Below are 16,184 nucleotides of genomic sequence, written 5' to 3'. Positions count from 1 at the left end.
CCCGGGCCCCACGGTTGACGGGGCGGTGGGCCCCGTCGAAGAGATCAGAAGTCCCAGTCGTCGTCCTCGGTGGAGACGGCCTTGCCGATCACGTAGGAGGAGCCGGAGCCGGAGAAGAAGTCGTGGTTCTCGTCGGCGTTCGGCGCCAGGGCGGAGAGGATCGCCGGGTTCACCTCGGTCTGGTCCTTGGGGAACAGCGGGTCGTACCCGAGGTTCATCAGCGCCTTGTTGGCGTTGTAGCGCAGGAACATCTTGACGTCCTCGGTCAGCCCGACGCCGTCGTAGAGGTCCTCGGTGTACTGCTCCTCGTTCTCGTACAGCTCCATGAGCAGTTCGTAGGTGTAGGCCTGCAGCTCGTCACGCTTCTCCTGCGTCTCGGCCGCGAGTCCCTTCTGGAACTTGTAGCCGATGTAGTACCCGTGCACGGCCTCGTCGCGGATGATCAGGCGGATCACGTCCGCCGTGTTCGTCAGCTTGGCGTGCGCCGACCAGTACATCGGCAGGTAGAAGCCGGAGTAGAACAGGAAGGACTCCAGCAGGGTGGAGGCCACCTTGCGCTTCAGCGGCTCGTCACCCCGGTAGTACTTCATGACGATCTCGGCCTTGCGCTGGAGGTTCTCGTTCTCCTCCGACCAGCGGAACGCCTCGTCGATCTCCTTGGTGGAGCACAGCGTGGAGAAGATCGAGGAGTAGCTCTTGGCGTGCACCGACTCCATGAAGGCGATGTTGGTGTACACCGCCTCCTCGTGCGGGGTCAGCGCATCCGGGATCAGGCTGACGGCGCCGACCGTGCCCTGGATGGTGTCCAGGAGGGTCAGGCCCGTGAACACCCGCATCGTGAGGGTCTGTTCCTCGGCGGTCAGGGTGTGCCAGGACTGGATGTCGTTGGAGACCGGCACCTTCTCCGGCAGCCAGAAGTTGCCCACGAGGCGGTCCCACACCTCCTGGTCCTTCTCGTCCTCGATGCGGTTCCAGTTGATGGCGTGGACCCGGCTGACGAGCTTGAGCTTCTCGCTGATCATTCCTGCGTCACTTCTCTCTGTGTGTCCCTGCGCGTGTCATGTCCCTGCGAGCGGCCGGAGCCGTCACAGCGTGCAGGACACGCAGCCCTCGACCTCGGTGCCCTCCAGGGCGGCCTGCCGCAGTCGGATGTAGTACAGCGTCTTGATGCCCTTGCGCCAGGCGTAGATCTGCGCGCGGTTCACATCACGCGTGGTGGCGGTGTCCTTGAAGAACAGCGTCAGCGACAGCCCCTGGTCCACATGCTGCGTGGCGGCGGCGTAGGTGTCGATGATCTTCTCGTAGCCGATCTCGTACGCGTCCTGGTAGTACTCCATGTTCTCGTCCGTGAGGTAGGGCGCCGGGTAGTAGACCCGCCCGATCTTGCCCTCCTTGCGGATCTCGATCGGCGCCACGATGGGGTGGATCGAGCTGGTGGAGTGGTTGATGTAGGAGATCGACCCGGTGGGCGGCACCGCCTGCAGGTAGGCGTTGTAGATGCCGTGCTCGGCCACGGACGCCTTGAGGTCGAGCCAGTCGGCCTGGGTGGGCACGTGCACGCCGGCATCGGCGAAGATCTGCTTCACCCGCTCCGTGGCCGGCTCCCATGTGCGCTCGGTGTACTTGTCGAAGTAGGCACCGGAGGCATACTCCGAGTCGGCGAACCCGCGGAAGGTCTCCCCCCGCTCGATCGCGATCTTGTTGGAGGCGCGCAGCGCGTGGTAGGCGACCGTGTAGAAGTAGATGTTCGTGAAGTCGATGCCCTCCTCGCTGCCGTAGAAGACCCGCTCACGGGCGAGGTAGCCGTGCAGGTTCATCTGGCCCAGGCCGATGGCGTGCGAGGCGTCGTTCCCCTCCGCGACCGAGGGCACCGAGGTGATCGTGGTCTGGTCGGAGACCGCGGTGAGCGAGCGGATCGCCGTCTCGATCGTCAGCCCCAGGTCCGGGGAGTCCATGGCCTTGGCGATGTTCAGCGAGCCGAGGTTGCAGGAGATGTCCCGGCCGACCACGTCGTAGGACAGGTCCTCGTGGTAGGTCGAGGCGGTGGAGACCTGCAGGATCTCCGAGCACAGGTTGCTCATCGTGACCCGGCCGGCGATCGGGTTCGCGGCGTTCACGGTGTCCTCGAACACGATGTAGGGGTAGCCGGACTCGAACTGGATCTCGGCGAGGATCTGGAAGAACTCACGCGCCTTGATCTTGGTCTTGCGGATCCGGCCGTCCTCGACCATCTCGTGGTACTTCTCCGTGACGGAGATCTCCGAGAACGGCACCCCGTACACGCGCTCCACATCGTAGGGGGAGAAGAGGTACATGGCCTCGTTCTTCTTGGCCAGCTCGAAGGTGATGTCCGGGATGACCACGCCCAGGGAGAGCGTCTTGATGCGGATCTTCTCGTCCGCGTTCTCCCGCTTGGTGTCCAGGAACCGCAGGATGTCGGGGTGGTGGGCGTTGAGGTACACCGCGCCCGCACCCTGGCGTGCACCGAGCTGGTTGGCGTAGGAGAAGGAGTCCTCCAGGAGCTTCATCACGGGGATCACCCCGGAGGACTGGTTCTCGATCTTCTTGATCGGCGCTCCGTGCTCACGCACGTTCGTGAGCTGCAGCGCCACACCGCCGCCGCGCTTGGACAGCTGCAGGGCGGAGTTGATGCCGCGCGCGATCGATTCCATGTTGTCCTCGATGCGCAGCAGGAAGCAGGAGACCAACTCCCCGCGCTGCTGCTTGCCGGCGTTGAGGAAGGTGGGCGTCGCGGGCTGGAATCGACCCGAGATGACCTCCTCGACCACGGAGCGGGCCAGGGCCTCGTCACCGTCGGCCAGGGTGAGGGCCACCATCACCACGCGGTCCTCGAACCGCTCCAGGTAACGCTTCCCGTCGAAGGTCTTCAGCGTGTAGGAGGTGTAGTACTTGAACGCGCCGAGGAAGGTGGAGAAGCGGAACTTCATCGCGTAGGCCGCGTCCCACAGCTCGTGCAGGAACTCCCGGGAGTACTTCGCCAGCACCTCGGGCTCGTAGTAGCCCTCGGTGACCAGGTACTCGAGCTTCTCGTCCAGGTTGTGGAAGAAGACGGTGTTCTGGTTCACGTGCTGGAGGAAGTACTGCCGGGCCGCGGCGTGGTCGGCGTCCAGCTGGAGCCGGCCGTCGGGACCGTACAGGTTCAGCATCGCGTTCAGGGCGTGGTAGTCCAGGCCCTCCAGGCGCGAGCTCAGGCCGGGATCTGCGAGCGTTGAAGCCAAAACTGTGCCAATCCTTCGCGGACGCGCGTGACGTCCTGGTCGGTTCCGAGGAGTTCGAATCGGTAGAGCAACGGGACGTCGCACTTCGCGGCGACCACGTCTCCTGCCAGGCAGTAGCTCTCGTGGAAGTTGGTGTTGCCCGCGGCGATGACGCCGCGCAGCAGGCCACGGTTGCGGGGATCGTTGAGGAACGCGATGACCTGCTTGGGCACGGCTCCGTGACCGGTCCCGCCGCCGTAGGTCGGCAGGATCAGTACGTGCTCCTGGGTCATCACCAGAGGCTCGTCCCTCCGGCGCAGCGGGATGCGGTGCGCCGCCAGGCCGACCTTGGTCACGAAGCGGTGGGTGTTCTCCGAGACGGAGGAGAAGTAGCTGATGGTGCCCATCACGCCGATCCTCCCTCGCGAATCCCGCACGCTCTTCCTACCGCGTCGGCGCGCCACCCCGGTGGGGCCGTGCCGGGCGGCGCCACGCGGGCTGCGTGACGCCGCCGATGTCCGGGCGGACCCGGCGACGACTGCGCTCAGACGGCGGCCGCGGCGTCCCGAGCCGCGACGAGCGCCTTGATCTTGTCGGGGCGGAACCCGGCCCAGTGGTCGCCGCCTGCGAACACCACGGGCGCCTGCTGATAGCCGAGCGCCTTCACGGTGTTCAGTGCCTCGGCGTCGAGCGTGAGGTCCACGACCTCGTACTCGAGCCCCTGCTTGTCCAGGGCGCGGTAGGTCGCGTTGCACTGGACGCAGTTCGGCTTGCTGAAGACGGTGATGCTCACGGTTCTTCCCCTTGTCGACGTGACCGGGTCCCACCCCACGGGGGGTGGATCACGCCGGTGTAGTTACATGCGTGTTGTTTGCGTCCGGGTGTGCTGCTTCCCCGGAATCTCGCTCCACAGACACTACACCTAGTGGTCCCGGTCGGGTAGCACCACCAGATGTCGTGTCGGTCGCGTCGCACCCCCGCGGCGTTGTCCACCGCTGTGGGTGCCGCCGCGCGCCGGGATGTGGACGACGCGCCGCTCGCCGTGGGGCATCCCCCGCCTGACACGCGCCGATGCCGACGAACCCACATCCCCAGTTGTGGACAACCATGTGGAGAGCGTGTGGACGGCCGCGCACCACGACCTCGGCACACCCCCGGGCCACCCCGCTCGGATGCCGGCTGGCCGTCGGGCGTGTCGCGCGCACGCGGCGTGTCGCTGTCCATGCCCACACCATCCCACCGACCCCTGACATCCTGGCGGCGTGGCGCACACGGGCCGGGGCGCCTCACCCCTGCGCGGCGTGCAGCGCGGCGTAGCGCCCCCGCGCCGAGAGCAGCTCGGCGTGAGAGCCGACCTCGATCACCCGGCCCGCTTCCAGCACCACGATCCGATCAGCCGAGCGGATGGTGGAGAGCCGGTGTGCCACCACGAGCGTGGTGCGCCCCACCATGAGTCGGGCCAGCGCCTCCTTGACCAGGCCCTCGGACTCCGGGTCGAGCGCCGAGGTCGCCTCGTCCAGCAGCAGCAGCTTCGGGTCGCGCACCAACGCGCGGGCGATCGCGAGGCGCTGACGTTGCCCGCCCGAGAGGCGCGCCCCCCGCTCCCCCACCACGGTCTCCCAGCCCTCGGGCAGGCCCGCCACGAGGTCGGCGGCGTTCGCGTCCCGCAGCGCCTGCCACACCCGCTCGTCGCTGACCTCGCCGAGTCCGTACGTGACGTTGTCCCGGATCGACCCCTCGAACAGCACCGACTCCTGGGGCACCACCGAGACCCAGCGCCGGTAGGTGCGCAGGTCCAGGGTGGCGGCATCGACGCCGTCGAGCAGGATCCTGCCCTGGGTGGGGCGCAGGAAGCCCAGCGCCAGATTCAGCAGGGTCGACTTCCCCGACCCGGAGGAACCGACGAAGGCGACCGTCTCCCCGGGGGCGATCTCCAGGTCCACATCGCTGAGCGCCGAGGTGGCGGAGTCCGGGTAGCGGTACCCCGCGCCGTCGAACCTCACCCGTCCGGCCACGCGACCCACACTCGCCTTGCCGGCGTTGTCCTCCAGGTCAGGTTCCTGCAGCACCTCGGCCACCGAGCGGACCGACTCCAGTCCGCGCGCACCGACCGGGATGAGCATGAGCACCTGTGTCACGCCACCGGTGATGAGCGCGAAGTAACTGGAAAGCATCACGACCTGCCCGGCGGTGATCGGCGCCCACCCGGAGATGGCCGCCCATCCCGCCAGGATCAGGGTCCCGGCGCCGAGGAGTTGCAGACCGACCCAGGAGAGGGAGGCGAAGCGCCCGTTGAGCACGTCGAGCTCGTAGCCGGCGCTGCGCACGCCTTCGGCGCCTTCGGCCACGCGCCGCTCGGCCGTGCTCTCGATACCGTGCGCACGAGTGATCGGCATCAGCGTGGCCATCTCCCCGACCCGCGCCGAGAACACCTCCACCTGCCGGCGGAACGCCTCGTTGTAGGCACGGGATCGCCGCATCAGCATATAGCGCAGCGCGATCGCCAGCGGGATCGTGAGGGCGTAGACGGGCAGGAAGAGGGGCACCTCGATCGCGGTGGTCACGACGGCGGCGGTCACCACGACCGAGGCGCTCAGCAGCGGGTGGGTGACCTGCTGCAGCATGAGTTCGATGTTCTCCACATCGCGCACCACCTTGGTCTGCACCACGGAGGCGGAGACGCGGGTGTGGAAGCCGATCGAGAGGGTCTGCAGCCGCGCCGTCAGGGCATTGCGCAGGTCGGCGCCGACCTGCCGCACCACGGACATGAACAGCCGGGTGTACCCGAGGTGGTTGGGGTAGTTCTGCACCAGCGCCACGAACGCGGCCGCCGCCCACCACCACAGGTGGCTGAGCGGGCCACCCGCCACCACCACGTCCACCACGCCGGCCGTGATGATCGGAAGCAGCCAGACCGGGGTCTCCTTCAGCACGAAGCAGCCGACGGCGCCCGCCACCCTCACCTTGTGCATGCCCAGGAGCGCCAGGACGGAGTGCAGGGGGCGTTGCCCGTCGATGAGCGAGGTCACGCTGCGCGAGGGGGAGGTCACTCTTCCCATTGTGGGGGGCTGGCGACCTGGAAGAAAGCGCTCTCTCCCACCTCTGCCACCGTCTCGTCTCGCGCCGCGGTCTCAATAACTGGACATACCCACTACCATCGCTCGGATGTGGTGGCTGGAGGCAATCGGTTGGGCCGGCTCGGTGCTGGTGGTGTGGTCCCTCATGCAGGCGCGCGTGCTGCGCCTGCGGTGGATGAACTTGGCGGGGGCGCTGCTCGCGACCGGGTACAACCTGGTGATCGAGGTGTGGCCGATCGTGGCGATGAACGGCGCGATCGCCATCATCGACATCTACTGGCTGATCCGCCTGTACCGCGAGGCGCACGACGAGCAGATCTATGAGGTGATCGAGGTCGCCCCCGAGGACGCCTACCTCGGGCACGTGCTGCGCACCCACGCCGAAGACATCAGCGAGTTCCACCCCGATGTCCTCACGGCCGACGACGGCGAGGGCGGACCGCACGCACGTCCGTGGTGCTTCCTCGTGCTCAAGGGCGATGAGACGGTCGGCGTGGTGATCGCCCGTGCGCAGGGCGAGGCGACCGTCGCCATCGAGTTGGACTGGGTGCGCCCCTCCTACCGCGACTTCACCCCCGGCGAGTTCGTGCACCGCTCCGGACTGTTCCGCGAGCGCGGCGTCAGCCAGGTGGTGTGGGACAACCCGCCGGCGAGCTCCGAGCCGTACCTGCGCCAGATGGGCTTCACCCAGTCCGGTGTGGGGCACTGGGTGCGCACCGCCTGAGCACCTCAGCGCGCGGCGACCCCGATCGCCTCAGCCCACTCCGCGACGTCGTGCGGCAACTCCGGCTGCGCCGTGCCCGGCCCCAGGAGCTCGATCACATCCGGCGCCGCGATGCGGGCTCCAGTGCCGCGTTGGAGGAACCGGCCCGCCACCAGGCCCCGGGCGCACACCTGCTCGTCCCGCAGGAACCGCTGCTCGAGGTAGGCCATGCGCTCGTCCCATCCGACCACCTGGGTGTGGATCTCGAAGCGCTGCCCCAGGGTGAGGGAGTGGCGATAGCGCATGGTGGAGGCGGCGACGACCGGGTACCAGCGCTTCTCGGCCAGGCGCGCCATGCCGCCGATGTCGGCGAGGAAGTTCGTGCGCGCCACATCCATCATCTGCAGGTACACGCCGTTGTTCACGTGCATGTACAGGTCCAGGTCACTGGGGCGCACGCGCATCCGCGTGACGGACACCCCGAGCGGGTCCATGCCCGGCACGGCCTTGCGGGGGCGGACGGCGGCGAAGAGGAGGTGTAGTTGACGGGCCACTCACGCAGGTTAGCCCGCCCGCGGCCCGCGAGCGCGAAACCATCGCCGACGGCGCTAGCGATGGCCGGGCCGGCGAGTCAGGCCGCCGAGCCGCCGCCGAGCGGTCCGCGGGCGATCCGGTCCACGGTGCGCAGGGCCCCGACGAGCAGCCGGTTGAACGCCTCCGGGGCGTGCAGGTGGACGTCGTGGCCCGCGTTGCCGAGCACGTGGAAGCGCGAGTTGCCCATGGCGGCGCGGAACCGACGCTCGTCCAGCCGCAGCGGATCGCGGCGGCCGTTGACGAACCAGACCGGGACTGTCAGGGAGCGCAGGGTGGGCAGCGGGGAGACCGCGGAGACCTCCCGCAGCATGTCGGTGACCACGCCCCAGGTGCTGGCGCCGCCGCGGCGCAGCCTCGCCACCAGGCCGGAGGCACGGCGGTAGGAGTCCATGGCCCAGCGGCGCGGCACGGTGCTGCAGCCCGAGAGCATGAGGCCGGAGATGGAGTCCGGGTAGCGGTCGGCGTAGGCGATGGCGGAGTACCCACCCAGGGACAGGCCCACGAGCAGGGGCGGCGCGGGGGCGGCCTCGACGGCGTCGCGGATCGTGGCCACGGCGCCCGCCATGGTCAGGCGCTCGGTCAGGCGTGAGCCGTGCCCCGGCAGGTCGACGGCCTGGCAGTGCACGCCGCGCCCACGAAGGACCGCCATCTGCTCCTCCCAGATGCTCGAGGAGCTGCGGGTGCCGTGCACGAAGACCACCGGGGTCGTGGTCTCCTCCAGCACCGTGGTCTCCCCAGGCACTGCCGTCTCCTCAGGCACCGCGCGTCCTCCGCCCCGCCCGCCCGAGCGGCGGACTTATGACACTTATCGTAGCGCCGCGCCGGTCGCCGTGGGGCGCCGGGAGCCGATCTCCACACTCCGTTCACGTTGCCCGCGCGGCAAACAACCGCGAAACCGTGGGCTCTGCGCCGAGCACGTGGCCCCCGGGCACGGCCTCGGCGCTGCCGGTACGGGCTCGGCGAAGGAGAGCAGGGGCGCTCAGGCCGCGTCGCGCTCGATCGGGCAGGACATGCACCGCGGCCCACCCCGGCCGCGGCCCAGCTCCGATCCCGCCAGCGGCACCACCTCGATGCCCTGATCTGCCAGGTAGGCGTTCGTGGCGGTATTGCGCTCGTAGCCGAGTACCACCCCCGGGGAGACGGCGAGGAAGTTGTTCGCGTCGTCCCACTGCTCCCGCGCCGCCGCGAGCCGGTCCAGGGGGGCGCGCAGCACCCGCAGCCGGTCCAGCCCGAGCGCCTCGGCGACCACGGGGAAGAGCTCGGCGTTCTCCCGCACGCGGTACTCACCGCCGTCGCCCACCGGCGTGAGGGTGTAGGACCGCAACGAATCGGGCAGGTGCGGGTAGATGCTGAACGCGTCGCGGTCCACCATCGTCATCGCGGTGTCCAGGTGCATGAACGCGCGCTCGTGCGGGAGCTCCACCACGATGATCCGCTGCACCTGTCCGCTGGCGAACAGGGCCCCGCTGAGGACCTCCACACCCTGGGGGGCCGTGCGCTCACCCAGGCCGATCATCACGGTGCCGTTCCCGAGCACCAGGATGTCCCCACCCTCCACGGTGGCGGGCGCGTGGTGCAGGGAGTCGTTCCCGCGGTAGACGGGATAGGAGCCGCCGGCGAAGAGCGGGTGGTAGTTGAGGATCACGCGGGAGTTCACGGTCTCGCGCACCCGGGCGTGGCGCGCCATCGGGTTGATCGTCACCCCGCCGTAGATCCAGGCGACGTTGTCGCGCTGGTACAGGTGGTTCGGCAGCGGGCCGAGGAGCAGGTCGTCGTCGTCCAGCACCTCCAGCAGCAGGCTCGAGGCCTGCGAGAGGTGCCCCGCGACGTCGCGCTTGAGCAGGCCCCCAATGAGAAGGTCGGCGAGGTCCCCGGCGGGCATCGCCGCCACGAGATCCACCAGGTAGCGCGAGAGGCCCGGCCCGAACTGGGTCTCGGTGGTCAGGCGCTCCTGCAGGAACTCCCGGGCGCCGACCACATCCACGGCCTGCACGAGCAGGTCCCGGAAGCGCAGCACCTCCACGTCGCGCTCACGCAGCGCGCCCTGGAAGGCGCGGTGCTCCTCGCGGGCGCGCTCTGCCCACATCACGTCGTCGAACAGCAGGTCGTCCACCGTGTTGGGCGTGAGCCGGGACAGTTCGATGCCCGGCTCGTGGACCACCACGCGGCGCAGTCGGCCGACCTCAGAATGCACTCCTAGCGACATTGCGGCCTCCTGGCATCGGTTCGCTTCCGCCCCATCGTGCCCCGCCTCCGGGTCGGCCTGCCAGCCGCGCCGCAGCGATGTGGGTCAGCCCATGTTGTTCCCGAGGGTGGTCAGTACCCAATGGCCGTCCACACGCTCGAAGCCGGCTTGCACGAAGTAGGCGCCCCCACCGGTGGTGATCCGGTAGGTCGCCGTGTCCTCGCTCTCGGTGATCTCGACCTCGCCCTCGTCGAGGAGCTGCGCCTGCAACTGCTCCAGCGTCCACTGCTGGGTGACGCTCGGGGCGAGCAGGTGCTCGATCGGCGCGAGGTCACCGGCCTCCAGCGCTCGCTGGATCGTGGCCACGGTCTCCTGGACGGACACCTCCTCGGTCGGACTGGACGACGGCGCGGGCTCGGTCCCGAGGACAGCCTCGCCCTCCAGCGCGGGCCCCAGGGCGACCAGGCGGACGAACGCGCCGTGCTCGTCGCGCTCCCACAGGTAGAGCCCGGATCCACTCATCTGGACCACCTCGCCGGCGAACTCGCGGGTCCAGCCCACCTCGCCCGTGGCGGGATCACGCCAGGACAGCCGCGTCCGGTCCTCGGAGACCTCGAAGAGGGCGTCCTGCACCACGACGTCGGTGCCCGCGCTCTGCCAGGTGGCGGCGACCTCGCCGTCGAGTGTCACCGCGGTGGACGCGGTGTCCGTCTCCAGGATCAGGTACTCCTCGTCGCCGGCAACCAGCGTGCGCGGGAGGACCCCCTGTACCTCGTCGACCTCGAACAGCACCTCGCCATCGCTCAGGGCGACTCGCCACACCTCCGGTGAGGCCCCTCCGCGTGCGTCGGTGCTCACCGTCACGGGCCCGAGCGAGGTCTCCACGTCGTAGGAGAACAACACATCCTCGGTGAGCACTTCCTCGCCGGTCTCCAGGCGCACCGTGTTCATCGTGCCGTCCTCGTGCCACACCACGGCGTAGCCCAGTTCGCTGGTGACCCCGGAGACATTGGAGGGGAAGTCTCCCGTCACGGTGGACCACAGGATGCTGCCATCGCCGGCGATCCGATCGACCTGGCTGCGGTCCCCCACATTCGTGGCCACCACGAGGTCATCCCCCTCCCACATCAGATGGGGATAGGCCTGTTCGGGCAGCGAGGCGACCATCTCCCGCTCACCCGTGATCGCGTCCAGCAGGAACACCTCGGTCGCGCCGGGCGGTCCGGCGAAGAAGTTCACCTCCGCACACGCCACGGTGGCGCCGTCCGGGGCGAAGGCGCAATCGCTGAGAGACAGCGCGGTCATGTCCCACAGGACGGTGCCGGTACTCGCGTCGATGCCGGCGGCGATCTCGTAGGGCATGTCCGTGGTCGGCGGGACGCCGGCGAACGCGTCCACGATCACGACCTCCGGGGAGCTGCCTCGAGGCGACTGCCACAGTGCACCCTCCCGGAAGCCGAAGACGACCTCGCCGGGCTCGAGGACGAACTCCTCGAGATCGCTCGCGTCCAGGCTCCAGGACTCCACGATCCCGTGGGAGTAGTCGGGTTCGGGCGCTGGCGTCGTGGGCTCCTCAGCCGTGGGAGTCGGGGTCGTCTGCGCAGCACTCGACTGCTCGGCCGTGGGGGTCGGCTCGGGCTCGGCCATCAGGCGCGGCACCGCCACCGCAGCGGCGGCTCCGAGAACGACGACGCCTCCGCCCACCGCCACCCAGATGGGGATCGAGGTGGAGCCGATTCTCGCGCTCATCGCCTGACCTCACCCGGGTGGGAGCGTGAAACGGCACCAAGAATGCCCGAACTGAGGCTCACGAAGAAACTCCATTTGCGCTGGGAGGCAAGTGAAGCCAGTCAAACACGGAATATCCGACTCCGCAGGGTCAGCCCATCACGCACTGGTGGACGAAACTCATCTTCTCCAGCACCGCCGGCGGCAGCACGAAAGGGTACAGATCGGGGTGACCCATCGACCTGTTGATCATGTTCAGGCTCCAGGTCAGCGGCACCCAGAGCGCGATGATGCGCCGGAAGGCGGCGTCGCCGGGTACGTGCCGGTCGGCAACCGCGCCGGAGGGCGCCATCGCGAACGCCGCCGCGGTGTCCAGGGTGTCGCGGATGTGCAGGTAGTGCGCGAACGTCTCCGCCCAGTCCTCGGCGGGATGCATGGTGGCGTAGGAGGAGACGTGGGTGGACTCCCAGCCCTGCGGTGCGCCCTCGCTGTAGTGCCGGTCGATGGCCTCTTGGTAGTCCTCGTTCGGGTTGCCGAAGAGTTCCACGAAACGCGCCCAGCGCTGCTCGTCGTACAGCACCAGCACCGTGAAGTAGTAGTGGCCGATCTCGTGCCGGAAGTGACCCAGCAGCGTGCGGTACGGCTCGTCCATCGCCACCCGCAGTTGCTCGCGATGCACGTCGTCGCCCTCGGCGAGGTCGAGGGTGATGACCCCGTTCGCATGGCCCGTCACCACCGATTCCTCGGCGCTGGAGAGCAGGTCGAACGCCAGTCCGCTCGGGGAGCTGATGCGGTCGGTGATGGGCAGTCCGAGGGCGGTGAGCTCCACAATAAGACGGCGCTTGGCGGCTTCCGCCCTCCCGAAGGCGGGCATGGCCGGGGAGTCGTCGCGTGGCCGGGTCCGGGTCAGCGAGCACGAGCGGCACAGGCCCGACGGCGAGCCCGACCAGGAGATCCAGTTGCAGCCGGCGATGCTCCGGTTGGCGCAGACCACCGGGGCGTCGGCGGCGGGATCGACCGAGCGGAAGCCCCGCAGGTCCGGGTCGTAGGCGAGGTCCGCGCCGCAGCGCAGGCACGCGGAGTTCTCGAACGCCAACTGGTTCCCACAGGTACGGCACATCAGGTCGCGCATGGGCGGCCTCCCTTCGTCACTGCTCAGCCTAGGCACCACGGGGTGCAGGGTGGACGCGCGTGCCGCGCATCACATCCACTCGCTGCGGCCGCGGACGGTAAGAACACGGCTCATGGCAGGCTCTCGTCCGTCACGGGCACATCGGGAAGGCGGAAGTGATTGGGAAGGTCCACGGTGACCGTGTCCGTACCGGGGTCCGGCCACAACACCGTATAGACGCTGCTCCCGCCCGCGGCGATCTCGTCACCGCGATAGCGATCGGTCAGGAGTTGTCGCAGCTGATCCGGCGAGTACGGGTCCACGTAGTCCAGCGGATAGGTGCGCGACCGCGAGGTGAGCAGCGATGCAGCGTGGGCAGATCCGGCCTGCGTCAGCGTGTCGAAGGCGCGATCGGCACGGTACCCGATCCGGGAGCCTCCCAGCGGTGCAGTCCACACCACCTCGTCCCCGGCCAGGTTCGTCAGCTCGAAGCGACCCTGCAGGTATCCCTCCATACGCGTCACCTCCACGGCCACGCGCACGGGTTCTCCTCCGATCTCGTAGTCCAAGGAGCTCGACCCTGCCTCTGCGACGACACCGGAGGTCTCCTCCAGGTCGCCGTCGGCGCCCGCGAGGCCGGGATCCGCAGGATCCTCGGTTGTCGCGGGCTCGCGGTAGACGACCTCGACGCGGCGGTTGGCCGCGCGTGCGGCTGCTGAGGTGTTCGCCACCACGGGTTCCCGCTCACCGCGCCCCTCCACCGTGATCGCCACGTTCGGCAGGTCGTCGGCCAGGGCGTCGGCCACAGCCTGAGCCCGCCGTAGCGACAGGTCGTCGTTATAGTCCGCGCCCCCACGGTCGTCGGTGTGCCCGACCACTTCAAGCTCCGTGGCTCCCGCATCCTGGACCTGCGCGGCGGTGCGCGCCAGGGCCGCGGCCGCGCCGCTGGTCAACTCGGCGGAGTCGACATCGAACAGGACCTCGCTCTCGATGGCGATAGTCGCCTCCCCCTGCGAGATGCGTGTGGACGATTCCTGCGCTCGGTCGACCGAATAGGATTCGATCGGTGCGGTGGCCGCGCTGCTTCCCGCACTCAACTCCACGTCGTCAGGGATTTCCAGGGCGTCGACGTCCACCACAGGGATGTCGGCCACGAGCCCGACGTGCTTCAGCAAGAGGTCCACATCGTTTCCCTGCGGCGCTGCGAACACAGCGGTGATCACCTGGTCACCCGCGCTGAGGTCCAGGGCCCCCTCACTCGCCACGGGCTCGCCCTCGGCGTCCCGCGCCACCAGGAGCACCTGCTCACCGTCGATGAGCCTGAGGTCGGAGGCACCGAACGGGTTGGCGTTCACGCCCTCCACCCACTCGATGCCGAGCCGCACGGAGGGGCCTCCTTCGGCGGTCATGGTCAGGACGGCGTACTCACCGTCGGAGATGATCTCGGCTACCGAGACCTCCACCTCGTGCCCTCCCATAGACCCGACCCCGACGATCGGCTCGGCCTGCGCCGGTGCCTCCTGCGGCGTGGTTGCGCTCGGCGAGCTCGAAGGCTGCGAGGTGCCCTCCCCCGAGCCCCCCTCGTCCGGCTCGGCCGGCGAACACCCCACCAGAAGCACCACCGCCGACACTGCGGCAATCCATCTCAACGGTGCCCAGGTCATGGTTGACGCTTCCGGAGGATGCGGTCGTCGTCAGTACTGGTCATCACAATCACGGCTACCTCCCTTTGCGTACACGGAGCACTTCCAGCCCACCTCCGGGCCTCGAGGTCGGCGATTTGCGCGTTGGCGCCCAGCTCTGGAATTCCGAATCGAGCTGGTTGAGGCCTAGTCGACAACCTCGGTGACGGGGACGTCCAGGAGGCGGAAGGAACCCGGCGCCTCGAGGGTGACGGTGTCGGTGCCGGGGTCGGGCATCAGCACGGTGAAGACCGTCGAGGCACCAGGGGAGACGTCCTCGTTGCGCATCCGCTCCCCCACGATGAGCCGGACAGTCTCCTCCCCGTCGGTGAATGGATAGACGTAGTCCAGCGGGTAGTACACGGTCTGTGGCGTCAGGATCGTCAACGCGTGCGCATCCGCAGTCCGCGCCAGCAACCCGAGACCCCGCTCTTCACGCCCGGCAGCACCCCGGGACAACACGCCCAAGATCACGATCTCCTCGGTGCCTTCGTTGGTGAAGGTCAGCTGGGCCTCCAGGAACCGCTCATGGCGCATCACCTGTGCCGTGACCGTCAGGTCCTCACTCTTCTCCGTGGACACACCCTCATCCGCCGACCCCACGTAGACGCCCTCGGCAGGCTCCGGCAACTCCGTCGGCACTCCCGCCTCCACCTCGGTCGACGTCGCCGAGGCGTCCTCCCCCTCGAAGGAGACCTCCACCCGGCGATTCGCCGCCCGGGCCTCATCCGAGGTGCCCTCAGCCACCGGCTCCCGCTTACCCCGGCCCTCCACCGTCATCGCCACCTGCGGCAGCAACGGCGTCAGCGCCTGCGCCACCGCCTGCGCCCGCCGCAGCGACAAGTCATCGTTGTAGGAATCCGTGCCCACATCATCGGTATGCCCCACCACCGACACCTCCGAGGCGCCCGCCTGCTGCACCTGGGCCGCGGTGCGCTCCAACACACCCTGAGCGTCCGAGTTGAGCTCCGCCGACTCCGGCGCGAACAACACCTCACTGGCCAACGACACCGTCTCCACCGACTCCACCACCCGCGTGGAAGACGCCCCCTGCACATCCTCGGCGTAGACATCCATCGTCGTCACCTCGGCCTGCAAGGCCCCCTCTAGCTCCATCTCCTCCGGCAACACCAACGCCTCCTGACGCACCACCGGCACATCAGTCACCAGGCCCAGCTCCCGCACCAACACATCCACCGACCCCGAGTCCTCGCCCGGCGCCGGCACCAAACTCCAGAACGACGTCGTCTCCCCCGCCGGCACCCGCACGAGACCCCACGGCGCCACCACCGGAACACCCTCACCATCACGCACCAGATGCAGCACCTCACCCCCATCCAGTACCAGCGCACCCGTCGGCGAGACGTTCGCGGCGTTGTAGAGGTTGCTGAACGTGGCGCCCAGATCCACCTGCTCGCTCAGATCGTGACTGACGGCGACCTCCAGCAGCGCCAGGTCACCATCGGTCACCAACGGACCCACCTGCGCCGTCACCATCACCTCATCCACCAACCGCTCCACCACCACACCGCCCGGCAGGTCAGGCTCGGTCGAGGCAGACTCCGCCGCAGACGGCCCAGCCTCCGACTCAACAGCCTCCGCGGATCCCCCGCCCTCCGGCGCCGCCGACTCCCCCACGTCTGGGCCCGCCGCCGTGCAGCCCGCCAGGAACACCGCGGCCGCGAGCGCGCCCGACCATGACATCCGATTCATTGATCCCCCCCTACGTCAATGCGTCCTGGACCACGCTAACGGCGGGTGCGGGCAGGCGTCAGAACGGGATTCGCGGCCTCGTTCCGAGGCCACTCGGAACACCGACGCATTCGCGCGTCACGTCTCGCATCATTGCGACGCGTTTCGCGCGCGCTGGCTCGACAGACGCGAAT

Annotated in this window: 13 protein-coding genes; 1 reads left to right on the top strand and 12 read right to left on the bottom strand. The window is 68.8% G+C overall.

Features of this window, described 5'->3' with window-relative positions; genetic code table 11:
* Positions 1-44: 44 nt before the first annotated feature.
* The 5 genes from nrdF to ATL40_RS14415 form a co-directional block, all read right to left on the bottom strand.
* The gene (nrdF, locus tag ATL40_RS14435; RefSeq protein ID WP_098470530.1) at positions 45-1,019 is read right to left on the bottom strand and encodes a class 1b ribonucleoside-diphosphate reductase subunit beta; all 975 of its coding nucleotides are present in this window, start codon (positions 1,017-1,019) and stop codon (positions 45-47) included.
* A 66-nt stretch (positions 1,020-1,085) separates the two neighbouring features.
* A complete protein-coding gene (nrdE, locus tag ATL40_RS14430; protein ID WP_211283135.1) occupies positions 1,086-3,239 on the bottom strand; it encodes a class 1b ribonucleoside-diphosphate reductase subunit alpha in 2,154 nt (717 codons plus the stop codon).
* On the bottom strand, positions 3,209-3,625 hold the full coding sequence (nrdI, locus tag ATL40_RS14425) for a class Ib ribonucleoside-diphosphate reductase assembly flavoprotein NrdI (protein ID WP_098470158.1): 417 nt from the start codon (positions 3,623-3,625) through the stop codon (positions 3,209-3,211). The genes nrdE and nrdI overlap by 31 nt, the downstream gene beginning before the upstream one ends.
* 137 nt (positions 3,626-3,762) lie before the next feature.
* Positions 3,763-4,011 carry a glutaredoxin-like protein NrdH gene (nrdH, locus tag ATL40_RS14420; protein ID WP_098470157.1) on the bottom strand — a complete coding sequence of 83 codons (249 nt, stop codon included), beginning with the start codon at positions 4,009-4,011 and terminating at the stop codon, positions 3,763-3,765.
* A gap of 493 nt (positions 4,012-4,504) precedes the next feature.
* A complete protein-coding gene (locus ATL40_RS14415; protein WP_098470156.1) occupies positions 4,505-6,277 on the bottom strand; it encodes an ABC transporter ATP-binding protein in 1,773 nt (590 codons plus the stop codon).
* 106 nt (positions 6,278-6,383) lie between these two features.
* On the opposite strand from ATL40_RS14415, the gene ATL40_RS14410 reads away from it, so the two are divergent.
* Positions 6,384-7,019, top strand: coding sequence for a hypothetical protein (locus ATL40_RS14410; RefSeq protein ID WP_098470155.1), 636 nt, complete (start codon positions 6,384-6,386; stop codon positions 7,017-7,019).
* Positions 7,020-7,024: 5 nt separating this feature from the next.
* On the opposite strand, the gene ATL40_RS14405 is transcribed toward ATL40_RS14410, so the two are convergent.
* The 7 genes from ATL40_RS14405 to ATL40_RS14375 form a co-directional block, all read right to left on the bottom strand.
* A complete protein-coding gene (locus ATL40_RS14405; RefSeq protein WP_245867166.1) occupies positions 7,025-7,552 on the bottom strand; it encodes an acyl-CoA thioesterase in 528 nt (175 codons plus the stop codon).
* Between the two features lie 77 nt (positions 7,553-7,629).
* Positions 7,630-8,352, bottom strand: a complete 723-nt coding sequence (locus tag ATL40_RS14400) for an alpha/beta fold hydrolase (protein WP_245867164.1) — start codon at positions 8,350-8,352, stop codon at positions 7,630-7,632.
* 219 nt (positions 8,353-8,571) lie between these two features.
* Entirely contained in the window at positions 8,572-9,798 is a 1,227-nt protein-coding gene (locus ATL40_RS14395; RefSeq protein ID WP_098470153.1) for an arginine deiminase, read from the bottom strand.
* An 84-nt stretch (positions 9,799-9,882) separates the two neighbouring features.
* Positions 9,883-11,526, bottom strand: coding sequence for a PQQ-binding-like beta-propeller repeat protein (locus ATL40_RS14390; RefSeq protein WP_098470152.1), 1,644 nt, complete (start codon positions 11,524-11,526; stop codon positions 9,883-9,885).
* A 130-nt stretch (positions 11,527-11,656) separates the two neighbouring features.
* The gene (locus ATL40_RS14385; protein WP_098470151.1) at positions 11,657-12,637 is read right to left on the bottom strand and encodes a zinc-binding metallopeptidase family protein; all 981 of its coding nucleotides are present in this window, start codon (positions 12,635-12,637) and stop codon (positions 11,657-11,659) included.
* Positions 12,638-12,747: 110 nt separating this feature from the next.
* Complete coding sequence (locus ATL40_RS14380) at positions 12,748-14,280, bottom strand: OmpA family protein (RefSeq protein WP_098470150.1); 1,533 nt, start codon at positions 14,278-14,280, stop codon at positions 12,748-12,750.
* A 165-nt stretch (positions 14,281-14,445) separates the two neighbouring features.
* On the bottom strand, positions 14,446-16,011 hold the full coding sequence (locus ATL40_RS14375; protein ID WP_169925998.1) for an OmpA family protein: 1,566 nt from the start codon (positions 16,009-16,011) through the stop codon (positions 14,446-14,448).
* Positions 16,012-16,184: the final 173 nt, after the last annotated feature.

It is taken from the genome of Serinibacter salmoneus (assembly GCF_002563925.1).
GTDB classification, from domain to species: domain Bacteria; phylum Actinomycetota; class Actinomycetes; order Actinomycetales; family Beutenbergiaceae; genus Serinibacter; species Serinibacter salmoneus.
This window is presented reverse-complemented; position numbering and strand designations above follow the sequence as displayed.